The sequence below is a fragment of the Flavobacterium beibuense F44-8 genome (assembly GCF_000769915.1).
In the GTDB taxonomy this organism is placed as follows: domain Bacteria; phylum Bacteroidota; class Bacteroidia; order Flavobacteriales; family Flavobacteriaceae; genus Flavobacterium; species Flavobacterium beibuense.
The window spans coordinates 87169-99272 of record NZ_JRLV01000007.1 but is presented as its reverse complement, the minus strand read 5'-3'; the positions used below and the strand labels follow the sequence as shown (position 1 = coordinate 99272).

Below are 12104 nucleotides of genomic sequence, written 5' to 3'. Positions count from 1 at the left end.
TAAAGCCTTCCGGTAACGGAAGGCTTTTTTTTTACATTTAAAAAAGGACTATGAAATATATTAGGTTAACTAAAGAACAACTGGAAGAGTTACACGAAGAATTTGCAAACTTTTTGGCTTCACAGCAAATCGACAAGGCTGAGTGGGATCAGATAAAAGCAGAAAAGCCTGAAGTTGCAGAGCAGGAACTGGATATTTTTTCAGATCTTGTTTGGGAAGGTGTACTTACCCAAACAGAATATATGGAACATTACTCTAAAAACCACATTTTTTTATTTAAGTTGGGTAAGGAGGAAATGGAAAGCATAGTAATACACTCACACGTGGCGCACGCTGATTTTTTAACCGAAGGCGGACTACAATGGCTTAATGAGAACCTGTTTTCAAAAGAGGTAGAAATTAAACGTGGTAAAAAACCTTTTGGTGACGACAGAAACGCAGAGGTGTTTGATATACTTAAGCAAGGTGCTATTTTAACGAATGGTGACCTGTATAAGCAATTTGAAGATATGTTTTAAGAAATCGCCCTCAGGGCGATTTTTTGTTTTTATAAATGTCATGAAGCGCTTTTTGATTGCTAATTCTCAAATTAGCATACATAAACATTTTCCGTTATTTAAAAGTTGGCTAAATTAGCACTGTAAACTAACTTTTTATTCAATGGATATCCTTCAGACTATTCAGGCGCTTAGGGAAGAGCTTAATCAACACAATTACAACTATTACGTACTCGACAACCCAACCATTACTGATTTTGAGTTTGATATAAAACTTAAAGAATTACAGGAACTGGAAGCTAAACATCCTGAATATTTTGACGAAAATTCGCCTACGCAACGTGTGGGAGGAAGTGTTACCAAAAATTTTGAGACCATACAGCACGAACACCGCATGTACTCGCTTGATAATTCATACTCCAAAGAAGAGTTATTAGAGTGGGAAAAGCGCGTGCAACGAGGGCTGGGTACTGCAGATGTGCAGTATACCTGTGAGCTTAAGTATGACGGGGCATCCATAAGTATAACCTATGAAAACGGAAGACTGTTAAGGGCTGTAACCCGTGGCGATGGTTTTCAGGGGGATGATGTGACTAATAATATACGAACCATACGTGCTGTGCCTATTAAGCTGAAGGGTGATTATCCTGAAAAGTTTGATATTAGGGGAGAAATTATACTTCCGTTGGAGGGGTTTGCCAAAATGAATCAGGATTTGATTGAAATAGGCGAAACACCTTATGCAAATCCTCGTAACACAGCATCGGGTAGTTTAAAGCTACAGGACAGTGCCGAAGTGGCAAGGCGTCCGTTAGACTGTCTTCTGTATTCCATAATTGGTAGTAACCTGCCTGTTGCAACTCAGTTTGAAGGACTTGAAAGCGCCCGTAAGTGGGGGTTTAAAGTACCAAAGGAAGCTAAACTTGCTCAAAATATTGACGAGGTAATGACCTTTATTGATTATTGGGATGAACACCGCCATGAGCTTCCTTATGAGACCGATGGTGTAGTTGTAAAAGTAAACAGTATATACCAACAGGAAGAGCTGGGGTATACGGCAAAATCACCTCGATGGGCTGTTGCTTATAAGTTTAAGGCAGAACAGGTAGCTACCAGGTTAAATTCCATTTCCTATCAGGTAGGGCGCACGGGGGCTATTACTCCGGTGGCAAACTTAGAGCCGGTACAGCTAGCCGGTACTACCGTAAAACGAGCCTCATTACACAATGCCGACCAGATTGAGAAACTGGATGTGCGTGTGGGAGACGAAGTGTTTGTGGAAAAAGGAGGTGAGATTATTCCTAAAATTATAGCAGCCGATTTTACAAAACGACCGGAGGATTTACAGCCTACGGTTTATATAACCCATTGCCCGGAGTGCGATACACCATTGGAACGCAAAGAGGGCGAAGCACAGCATTATTGTCCTAATTTTTATGGTTGCCCTCCGCAAATTATAGGTAGGGTACAGCATTATATTTCGCGTAAGGCTATGGATATTGAAGGTCTTGGGGGAGAGACGGTTGCCTTACTGTACAATGCAGGGCTTATTGAAAACTATGCCGACCTGTACGATCTTAAAAAAGAACAGATTGTCCCATTGGAGCGTATGGCAGATAAATCGGCAGAGAACCTTATTAACGGAATAGAGAAGTCTAAAGAGATTCCGTTTGAGCGAGTGTTGTATGCACTGGGTATCCGTTATGTAGGGGAAACCGTGGCTAAAAAACTGGCAAAACATTATAAAACTATCGATAATCTGGCAACAGCATCGTTAACCGATCTTATTCTGGTAGATGAAATTGGCGAGAAAATAGCGCAAAGTGTAGTTGATTTCTTTGCTAATGCAGAGAATGTAAGGTTAATTGAACGCTTAAAAGGTTATGGCGTTCATCTGGAAGCTGTAGCTAAAGAAGATACATCGGTAAGTGATAAACTGTCGGGTAAAACATTGGTCGTTTCGGGTGTGTTTGAGAAGTTTTCCCGCGACGAACTCAAAAAGGCTATTGAAGACAATGGCGGCAAGGTGGGGAGTTCTATTTCATCTAAAACCGATTATGTAGTCGCCGGAGATAATATGGGGCCTGCTAAGCTGGAAAAAGCCAATAAGTTGGGAGTAGCCATAATAAGTGAAGACGATTTTATAGAGCTTGTAAAATAAAAATGAAAGGCGCTGAGTTATATATTCAGCGCCTTTTTTAACCTTGCCTTTTATGAGAAAATTTATCCTTGTTTTTTTTATAATAACTGCTTGTAATTGTGAACTGACTTTTGCTCAGGATGATGTGTCAACTACTGAATTTAATAAAGCAAGACGTTTAAAATATAAGAAGTCACTTGATAGTATTAATAAGGATTTACAGTGGAGAGAGATTAGGGATGGACTTTATATTAACAGAAAAGGTGATATAGGGTTTGTGGGGAAAGAACTCATGTTTGAAGCGAGTGTTACGATTTATCAAACCATATTTAGGGATGGTGAGGAAACACCTCTAAAAGCAGTAGTAGATACTCTAACCTTTAGGAAGCTGGGAGGTTCTGGCTTTGGAGCCTATTACAAAGACAAAAATCGTATTTATCATACGTTTGCTACTACAAGTGGTTCTAACCTTTCTTATTATAATGCAGCAGATATCAAAACCTTTAAGGTTTTAAATAATTCTTATGCTACAGATAAAAGTCATGTATATCACATGCGCTTTGGTTTAATGAAAGAGGCAGATGTGGCGACTTTCAAATCTCTTTTGTATAAAGGTTCTTATTATGCTGTAGATGATAATTATTACTATAATGAACAGCGTTTTTTAAGGAGTGATCAATTAAGTGAGTCCGAAATGAATGAGGTTATCAGTTTACTGGATAAATTATAGATTTATGAGAAAAATATTCTTTTTACTAGTCTTTATTACTGCTTTTGGATGTAACTCAACTGGGGTATGCAAAGAAGAAGAACAGCTTGTAGATAACGATACAGTTAATAAAATTTCTCCTGAACTGGTAGAAAGGAAAATGCAGGCAGATAGTATAAATCAGGTGTTAAAATGGAAAGAAATAGCCGTTGGTTTGTATGTCAATAAGGATGGAGAGATTGGTATATTGTCATTTAGATTGTTAGATCCGCCTGATTATGGCTATGTGTATTATCAGACTTGTTTTAGCGATGAAAATCAAACTCCGTTAAACTCGGTTATCGACTTGAAAACATTCAGGCTATTGGCAGGAGGAGGCTTTGGTGCTTATTATCAAGATAAAGGACATGTTTATCATAGTTTTGGTACTACGGGAGGTTCAAATTTCTCTGTACAGGATGAAGCAGATGTGAACACTTTTGAGATTTTAAACGACTGCTACGCTAAAGATAAAAACCATGTGTATGAAATGCGTTTTGGACTTATAAAAGTTGCAGATGCTAAAACTTTTAAGGTTTTAGATAATGATACCGAAGGAGAAGGCTGTTATGCTAAAGATAAAAATAACTACTACAGGGGTAGCTATGTTTTACAGCAAAACGATTTAAATACTCCGGAAGTGAAACGGGTTATAGATTTACTTAATACGCAGTGAGTTTAGTTTTTAAGTAAACTTTTTTGTTTTAGGATTTCAAAGCCTCTGGGCTCTATGCCGTTTATGTTTTCACTATCATTTTCATTTACCTTATTACGGAAACTGATTTTTATCCCTTTTTCATACTTTTCCACAGATTCGATTTTAGAAAAAGGTATTTTGTATTGTATGCCTAAGTCTATTCGGTAGTATATATTAAGTATAAAGAACAATAATACAGCTATAGCTATCATAACAGAAGCCATAATGATGGAGTCTGTAAAGATTGAAAAGGCTATAAGGATAACAGGTATAAAGCCTTTGTTTCTGTTTTTTATACGGGTTAGGTTATTGATTTTGGTAGAACTGTCTTTTTCTTTAAGTTCGCGGGCTTCCTGCCAGTTTCCGCTATTGGTTAGGTACAGGTTTTCGTCGTCTATATTTACATAGCCTGTACCATACTTAAAATACTGCTTTTCCATAATATGGTTAGTTCGTATATGACAATATTAGTACTTTATTCTTTAATAGCCAAAGCTGGGTATTTCTGTTGTGGTTATAGAACAGGTCGGGGTGTCCGCTGTAATTTTCGGGAGAACTGTTCAGTTCGTTTTTAATGCTTTCGGGTAGCCATTTAAAATCAAAAGCCTCCTTTTTAAAGCCGGGATCATTGTAATCAACGTTATGATACTCTTCCTTAATTCGTTTAAAAATACTGTCGTTGTAGTAAAGTACAGCTTCAAGATAATAGTCGGAAGGACCGGGTACCGTGCCAAAGGAATTGTTGTTAATGGTTAGCTTATACTGAACCGAATCGGGTTGTGCGGGTTTAAAATTGAGTTGCTTTTTTAGCTTGGTAATATCTTTAGATGTAACAGTTTCTGTTTTGTTATCTTTTTCGTTACAAGACGCAATCAGCAATGTGGCTGCTGCAATAGCTATAAGTTTTTTCATAAGTAGGTGTGGTTTAAAGCAAATATACTAAATGCTTACACTACTATTGTTCTTCCGTTAAAGGTTTTAGAGCCGTTTTCAAAATAAAAATCAATTTGCCCAAGGTTTAGTCCGTAACACCCTACCTGATTGATAACCACCTCTTCACCGTCAAGGTTTTTCTCAATGTGAGGTTTGCTTAAAAAAGTATGCGTATGTCCGCCAATAATCAGGTCTATATGCCTCGTTTTTTGAGCCAGTGTAATATCACATACCTTGTCCGGATTATTTCTGTAAGCAAACCCAATGTGTGACAGGCAAATTACAAGGTCGCATTTTTCCTCCTGTTTAAGTGTTTTTGTAATGTTTTTAGCAACTTCAACAGGGTCGTTGTATACGGTTTCCTTGTACAGGCGTTGGTCTACCAGTCCGGCAAGTTCAATACCGAGCCCGAAAACACCAATCTTAATACCGTTTTTTACAAAAACTTTATACGGCTTCACAATACCGTCCAGTAGGGTGTTTTTAAAATCGTAGTTGGCAGATACAAAATCAAACTGTGCATGTGGTAGTTGAGCGTAAAATCCGTCAATACCGTTATCAAAATCATGATTACCTAACGTGGCAAGATCATACTTAAGCATGCTCATCAGTTTAAATTCCAGTTCGCCGCCATAGTAGTTGAAATAAGGCGTACCCTGAAAAATATCTCCGGCATCCAGTAAAAGCACATTTTCATTTTCCTGTCTTATGCTTTCTATTAATGTAGCCCTTCGCGCTACTCCACCCATGTTGGGGTTTCTTGGGTCATCGGCAGGGAAGGGGTCAATATGGCTATGCACATCGTTAGTGTGCAGTATGGTAATTTTTTTGGCAGGTTCGGTAGTAAAACTGCTTAGGGAAAGTCCGCCTAATACTAATGCCGATCCGGCTGCGGTTTTTTGTATAAAATCTCTCCTTTTCATAACTATTCGGTAATTATGCGTTGTGTTGTAATAACGGGTAATGTATCTGTTTCCTTAAAATAATCTATAAGCAGGTTTCTTAGTTTATAGTCCATGTCGTATGTAGCGGTTGATTTTTTAAAAAAATTCATGTTGTCTCCACCGTTATACAGGTAGTCAGACGTAGCTACATAATACGTTTGGCTGTCAACTACAGGTTTGCCTTTAACAGTAATGTTTTTTATGTTGTTATTACTGTCAATATAAACTTGCATTCCGCTAAGCGGATGCGGTTTTTTACCGGCAATTAAATACTGCGCTATTTCCTTTATTTCTGTACCTTTAAGGGCGGCAACGATAAGGCTGTTTTCAAAAGGCATAATCTCATAAGCGGTACGGGTTGTAACGTCACCTTTCGGAATTATCGCACGAATTCCGCCATGATTAAGCAGGCAAACGTCTAAATGTTTATTTTCGCGTTGTTGTAACAGTTTATCGGCTTTTTCAAAAGTAACATCGGCCAGCAGGTTACCTATTGTGGTTTGCCATTTGCCCTGGCTCTTATCTAAGGTTTCGGGACAGTAAGCTAAAACGCTGTCCAGATCCTTGTTTATATGGTTGCGATAGGGCGCTATAAAAGCCTCGATTTTAGAGTCGTCTTTATAGTCTGAAGTGATGCTTATTTTTTTACCTTCAATCTTACTATTATAAAGCTTATTGCTGCTGCATGACAGTAGGGAAGAGAAAGTTAAAAATAAAACAAACCAGCCTGCAGGTGTGTTATACTTTTTATGGAATGCCATTGTACTGATAGTTATTTAAATTAATTTTGCACTCAACAAGTAAAGGTACTATGTTTTTAAAGTTTATTAAGGGCCTTGGGTTAAAAAAAAACATTAAGAAATGTTTAGCTCAATATAAACCTACAGGTATGCCTCAAAGGGTAGTTAAAGTAGGATTGTTAATGGATGAGGCTCTGTTTACGGGTAAAAAAAATGCTTTATCCGAAATCACCAGATATGGTATAAAAGAAGAAAACATAAGTCTGCTTGTTTACAGTAAGGGAGTATCTCCAAAAAACGAAGCACAAATGGAATACAGGGCATATTCCCGAAAGTTTGTTTCGGCAGGAGGGAACTTTGTAAAAGAACCTGTCGCCTCTTTCGTGTCTGCTCCGTTTGATTTGCTTATAAACTACTATAATGCAGATAACCCATTACTGATGCTTGCTACACTTGAGTCTCAGGCAAAATTTAAAGTAGGGTTGGCCAGTGCCGACTCAAGGCTTAACGATTTTACCATTGCAGTAGAACCTGCAAAGTACAAGGAGTATATGGCCGAACTTTTTAAATATTTAAAAATACTAAACATAATATAAACTATGCAGTCATTAACAGGTACGGGTGTTGCACTTGTAACCCCATTTAAAAAAGATTTTTCAGTTGATACCGATGCGCTTACGAAAATTGTGAACTATCAGGTGGATAACGGTATAAATTACCTTGTTGTTCTTGGTACAACGGCCGAATCAGCTACTTTAAACAAGGACGAAAAGGAACTTGTTATAAAGACTGTTATAGAGGCTAATGCAGGTAGGTTGCCTTTAGTGCTTGGCGTGGGAGGAAACAATACACACGAAGTTACTGAAGAGCTAAAAAGCCGTGATCTAAGTGCTTTTACAGCAATACTATCGGTTTCACCATATTACAATAAACCTACTCAGGAAGGAATTTATCAGCATTTTAAAGCAGTAGCTCAAGCTTCTCCAATACCTGTAATACTATATAATGTACCGGGAAGAACAGCAAGTAACATGCTTCCGGCAACGGTAATACGCCTTGCTAACGATTTTGAAAATATTGTTGCTATTAAAGAAGCAGCAGGCGACATCGTGCAGGCAATGCGACTTATTCAGGGTGCGCCAAAAGGTTTCCTTGTAATATCGGGTGACGATATGATTACACTTCCTATGGTTCTTGCCGGTGGCGCAGGTGTAATATCTGTAATAGGTGAAGGTTTCCCTAAACAGTTTTCTAAAATGGTTCAGCTTGGACTGGAGAAAAAAGCAGATGAGGCTTATGAGTTACACTATCTTCTTGCCGATTCTATCGATATGATTTTTGAGCAGGGTAACCCGGCAGGTATAAAACACATATTTAAAGCACTTGGGCTTTGTGAAGATGTAGTAAGGCTTCCGCTTGTAAACGTTAACGAAGATTTAGCAGGAAGGCTTAATGCTTTTGTTGAGAAAATTCGTTAAATTAGTGGTGTAAACCATTAAAACGAAGAGCCATGTTATCTGATGCAATGCAGTCTGCACTTAACGAGCAGATAAAAGTTGAGGCAGAATCTTCCCAAATTTACCTGGCCATGGCATCGTGGGCAGAAGTAAAAGGGTTTGAAGGTATAGCCACATTTATGTTTAAGCAGTCTGACGAAGAAAGGGCACACATGCTTAAGCTTGTAAAATATGTAAACCAAAGGGGAGGACATGCAATTATATCATCGCTGGATGAACCTAAGCTTGATTACACCTCATTTAAAACACTGTTTACCCAGTTGTATAACCATGAGGTAAAGGTTTCGGCCAGTATTAACAAGCTGGTAGATATTGCGCTAACCGGAAAAGATTATGCTACACATAACTTCCTGCAATGGTATGTTTCCGAACAAATTGAGGAGGAAGCGACCGCAAAAGCGATACTGGATAAAATAGATTTAATAGGTAACGATAAAGGAGGACTGTATCTTTTTGATAACGATATGAAGGTTTTTTCTTCTTCAGGCCACAATATTGTACAATAAAACATCATAATTATAGTTTAAAGAGATGCCTGTGGGCATCTTTTTTTATGGGGTTTAAGCATTGTAAAAAAAGATTTTGTATTCCATAATTATTAACTAAATTTGCAGTTGCTTTAGAAAACTGCGGCCGGGCATCGGCGTAAACAAAAAAATATGAGCAAATACTTTTATTTACTATTACTTGCGGTACTTTTTTCCTCATGTAATGAATACCAAAAGGCACTTAAATCTGATGACGTTAAGTATCAGTATGATGTTGCGGTAAAATTATATGAAGAAGGAAAATACAACAAGGTCATAACATTAGCAGAAAAACTTAAACCTGTTTTAAAAGGAAAGCCATCTGCACAAAAGCTGTTTTATGTTTATGCCAAGTCAATGTATTTTAAAAAGCAATACTATAATGCAGCTTACGAATTTGGTAGCTTTGTAAATACCTACCCGAAGAGTGATGTGAAAGAGGAAGCTGCGTTTTTAGCAGCAAAAAGCCGATATATGCTATCACCGGTTTATTCTAAAGACCAGGCCGATACTTATGTGGCAGTTTCTGCTTTACAGAGTTTTATTGATACTTATCCTGATTCCCAATATATGGACGAAGCTAACCAGTTAGCGAAAGAACTAAGGGAAAAACTGGAGAAAAAAGCATTTGAGATTGCTAAGCAATATCATTTAACGGCAGACTTTTTTGGGGACTATGCGGCAGCAATCAAAACCTTTGATAACTTTTTGATTGATTTTCCGGGTACAAAATTAAAAGAGGATGCCCTTTACTATAAATTTGATTCTTCATACAGGCTTGCTATGAACAGTATTGCCAGTAAGAAACAAGAGCGTTTAGAAGATGCTATATCTAACTACAAAGCGCTGGTTAAATTTAATGGTGAAACTAAATACAGAAAAGAGGTAGACGAAATGTTTGCATCTATTGAAACCGAATTACAAAAATTTTCTAAATAAGAACGAGTGATGGATTTAAAGAAGACAACTGCTCCGGTAAACACTGTTACCTACAACAGAACCAAAATTGAAGAGCCTACAGGTAACATCTACGAAGCTATTACTATTATAGCTAAGAGAGCAAGCCAGATCAATACAGAGATCAAAAAAGAACTTATTGAGAAGCTTGAGGAGTTTGCTACTTACAATGACAGTCTTGAAGAGATCTTTGAAAATAAAGAGCAGATAGAAGTGTCTAAGTTTTACGAAAAGCTTCCTAAGCCTCACGCACTGGCTGTACAGGAATGGTTTGAAGAAAAAGTAGCTTACAGGGAATCAAACAAATAATTTACCATGTCTGTTTTACGCGGTAAAAAAATATTACTGGGAATCTCAGGAGGGATTGCCGCATATAAAACAGCCTCACTGGTAAGGTTACTTATAAAAGCAGGTGCCGATGTACGTGTTGTCATGACACCTGCTTCTAAAGACTTTGTTACTCCGCTAACACTTTCCACATTATCTAAAAACCCGGTTCATTCTACTTTCTATGACGAAGAGGATGAAAATGCGGTTTGGAACAATCACGTAGAACTGGGCCTTTGGGCCGATTTGTTTTTAATAGCCCCGGCTACTGCAAATACCATGGCAAAAATGGTGTCGGGCAACAGTGATAACCTTCTTATAGCAACCTATTTATCGGCAAAATGCCCGGTGTATTTCGCTCCGGCAATGGATCTTGATATGTATAAGCATCCCTCTACGCTATCCAGCTTTAAATCCCTGCAGGAATTTGGTAACATTATGATACCTGCCGAATCGGGCGAGCTTGCAAGCGGACTTTCGGGCGAGGGGCGTATGGCAGAACCCGAAAATATAGTAACCTTTATAGAGAAGGATATAGAGGGAAAACTTCCGCTACGTGGAAAAAAAATACTTATTACAGCAGGGCCAACATACGAAGCTATAGATCCTGTACGTTTTATAGGCAATCATTCTTCCGGTAAAATGGGGTTTGATATTGCCCATGCCGCCGCAAAAGAAGGGGCAGAGGTAATACTGGTAAGCGGTCCTACGCATTTAAAAATACAGGGTGACGGTATAACACTTGTTCCGGTTGTTTCGGGAAAAGATATGTATACCGCATGCCACGAGTATTTTGACGGTGTAGATGTGGCTGTGGCAGCTGCGGCTGTGGCTGATTACAGACCCAAAACGGTTGCCAGCCAAAAAATAAAGAAGAACGACGATAATTTAGTGCTGGAGCTCGAAAAGACAACAGATATACTGGCATCACTCGGAGAAAAGAAAAAACATCAGTATCTGATAGGTTTTGCACTCGAAACTGAAAATGAAATTGAGCACGCCAAGCAAAAGATTAAGAAAAAAAACTTAGATTTGATTGTATTAAACTCTCTTAATGATGAGGGAGCAGGTTTTGGTAAACCAACAAATAAGGTTACCTTTATCGATGCACAGTTTAATATAGAGCCACAGGAGCTTAAATCTAAAGAACAGGTGGCGCAGGATATAGTTAACAAAATTAAAACCAGGTACAATGTATAGATATTTAGGATTATTGTTGCTGTTATTATCTTTTTCTGTAAAAGGGCAGGAACTTAATGCAACGGTTCAGGTGAATTACAGCCAGATTACCGATGCCAATACCCAAATATTTAAAACACTTGAAACTTCGGTTACCGAATTTGTAAACAATACCCGTTTTACCAGCAGGAATTTTGAACGTAATGAGCGTATTGACTGTGTGTTTTTTATAAACATTACAGCTTACCAGTCCAATAGTTTTGATGCTACATTACAGGTACAGTCATCAAGACCAATTTTTAATTCATCTTACCTTTCTCCTGTACTTAACTTTAACGACAAGAATTTTGGATTCTCTTATACCGAGTTCCAAAATATGGTATACAACCCTGAAAGTTATACATCAAACCTTATAAGTGTTATATCGTTTTATGCTAATATGATTATTGGTATGGATGCCGATACTTATGAGTTTGAAGGCGGCACACCATACTATGATGTGGCACTACGTATCGCTTCGGCAGCACAGCAAAGCGGTTATAAAGGTTGGAGTCAGCAGGATGGTAACCAAAACAGGTACTTTTTAATAAACGATATACTGTCTAACACCTACAGGGATTTTAGACAGGCACTATATGACTATCACCGTTTAGGTATGGACATTATGGCCGATAACAGTAAGGAAGGTAAAGAAAAGATTATTGAAGCAATCAATACACTTTCAAAAGTGAATAGGGCAAGACCAAATGCTTTTTTAACCCGTGTTTTCTTTGATGCCAAGTCAGACGAGGTAGTATCAATCTTCTCTGCCGGTCCTATGGTAACCCTTACAGACCTTGTAGATACACTAAATAAAATTTCTCCGCTTAATTCTGCTAAATGGAGTACTATTAAATAG

15 protein-coding genes are annotated in these 12104 nt (G+C 38.0%); 11 read left to right on the top strand and 4 right to left on the bottom strand.

What is annotated here, in order from left to right; genetic code table 11:
• Nucleotides 1-50: 50 nt before the first annotated feature.
• The 4 genes from Q763_RS07720 (at nt 51) to Q763_RS17440 (ending at nt 4061) form a co-directional block, all read left to right on the top strand.
• Nucleotides 51-518: a DUF6495 family protein gene (locus tag Q763_RS07720; protein ID WP_035132885.1), complete on the top strand. Its 468-nt coding sequence runs from the start codon at nt 51-53 to the stop codon at nt 516-518.
• 142 nt (nt 519-660) lie between these two features.
• On the top strand, nt 661-2658 hold the full coding sequence (ligA, locus tag Q763_RS07715; protein WP_035132883.1) for an NAD-dependent DNA ligase LigA: 1998 nt from the start codon (nt 661-663) through the stop codon (nt 2656-2658).
• A 52-nt stretch (nt 2659-2710) separates the two neighbouring features.
• Nucleotides 2711-3367 (top strand): DKNYY domain-containing protein, encoded by a 657-nt coding sequence (locus Q763_RS17445; RefSeq protein ID WP_052123305.1) that lies wholly within the window; start codon nt 2711-2713, stop codon nt 3365-3367.
• 4 nt (nt 3368-3371) lie between these two features.
• On the top strand, nt 3372-4061 hold the full coding sequence (locus Q763_RS17440; RefSeq protein ID WP_052123303.1) for a DKNYY domain-containing protein: 690 nt from the start codon (nt 3372-3374) through the stop codon (nt 4059-4061).
• Between the two features lie 2 nt (nt 4062-4063).
• Here the strand turns inward: Q763_RS17440 and Q763_RS07700 are convergent, their stop codons facing one another.
• Genes Q763_RS07700 through Q763_RS07685 form a run of 4 tightly spaced genes read right to left on the bottom strand, consistent with a single transcriptional unit; the run spans nt 4064 to nt 6720 of the window.
• Nucleotides 4064-4522 carry a hypothetical protein gene (locus tag Q763_RS07700; RefSeq protein ID WP_035132881.1) on the bottom strand — a complete coding sequence of 153 codons (459 nt, stop codon included), beginning with the start codon at nt 4520-4522 and terminating at the stop codon, nt 4064-4066.
• Nucleotides 4523-4529: 7 nt separating this feature from the next.
• Nucleotides 4530-4994, bottom strand: a complete 465-nt coding sequence (locus Q763_RS07695; RefSeq protein WP_035132879.1) for a hypothetical protein — start codon at nt 4992-4994, stop codon at nt 4530-4532.
• 35 nt (nt 4995-5029) lie between these two features.
• Nucleotides 5030-5938, bottom strand: coding sequence for a bifunctional metallophosphatase/5'-nucleotidase (locus Q763_RS07690; RefSeq protein WP_035132873.1), 909 nt, complete (start codon nt 5936-5938; stop codon nt 5030-5032).
• 2 nt (nt 5939-5940) lie between these two features.
• Nucleotides 5941-6720 (bottom strand): 5'-nucleotidase C-terminal domain-containing protein, encoded by a 780-nt coding sequence (locus tag Q763_RS07685; protein ID WP_035132871.1) that lies wholly within the window; start codon nt 6718-6720, stop codon nt 5941-5943.
• 50 nt (nt 6721-6770) lie between these two features.
• On the opposite strand from Q763_RS07685, the gene Q763_RS17435 reads away from it, so the two are divergent.
• From Q763_RS17435 to porD, 7 genes are all read left to right on the top strand, one after another.
• A complete protein-coding gene (locus Q763_RS17435) occupies nt 6771-7295 on the top strand; it encodes a DUF6913 domain-containing protein (RefSeq protein WP_052123302.1) in 525 nt (174 codons plus the stop codon).
• Nucleotides 7296-7298: 3 nt separating this feature from the next.
• A complete protein-coding gene (gene dapA, locus Q763_RS07675) occupies nt 7299-8177 on the top strand; it encodes a 4-hydroxy-tetrahydrodipicolinate synthase (protein ID WP_035132869.1) in 879 nt (292 codons plus the stop codon).
• 32 nt (nt 8178-8209) lie between these two features.
• Complete coding sequence (locus Q763_RS07670; RefSeq protein ID WP_035132867.1) at nt 8210-8722, top strand: ferritin; 513 nt, start codon at nt 8210-8212, stop codon at nt 8720-8722.
• Between the two features lie 153 nt (nt 8723-8875).
• Nucleotides 8876-9682, top strand: a complete 807-nt coding sequence (locus Q763_RS07665) for an outer membrane protein assembly factor BamD (RefSeq protein WP_035132865.1) — start codon at nt 8876-8878, stop codon at nt 9680-9682.
• Between the two features lie 9 nt (nt 9683-9691).
• Nucleotides 9692-10009: a DNA-directed RNA polymerase subunit omega gene (locus tag Q763_RS07660; RefSeq protein WP_035132863.1), complete on the top strand. Its 318-nt coding sequence runs from the start codon at nt 9692-9694 to the stop codon at nt 10007-10009.
• A 6-nt stretch (nt 10010-10015) separates the two neighbouring features.
• On the top strand, nt 10016-11227 hold the full coding sequence (gene coaBC / locus Q763_RS07655; RefSeq protein WP_035132861.1) for a bifunctional phosphopantothenoylcysteine decarboxylase/phosphopantothenate--cysteine ligase CoaBC: 1212 nt from the start codon (nt 10016-10018) through the stop codon (nt 11225-11227).
• Nucleotides 11220-12104: a type IX secretion system protein PorD gene (porD, locus tag Q763_RS07650; RefSeq protein ID WP_035132859.1), complete on the top strand. Its 885-nt coding sequence runs from the start codon at nt 11220-11222 to the stop codon at nt 12102-12104. Before coaBC ends, porD begins: the two co-directional genes overlap by 8 nt.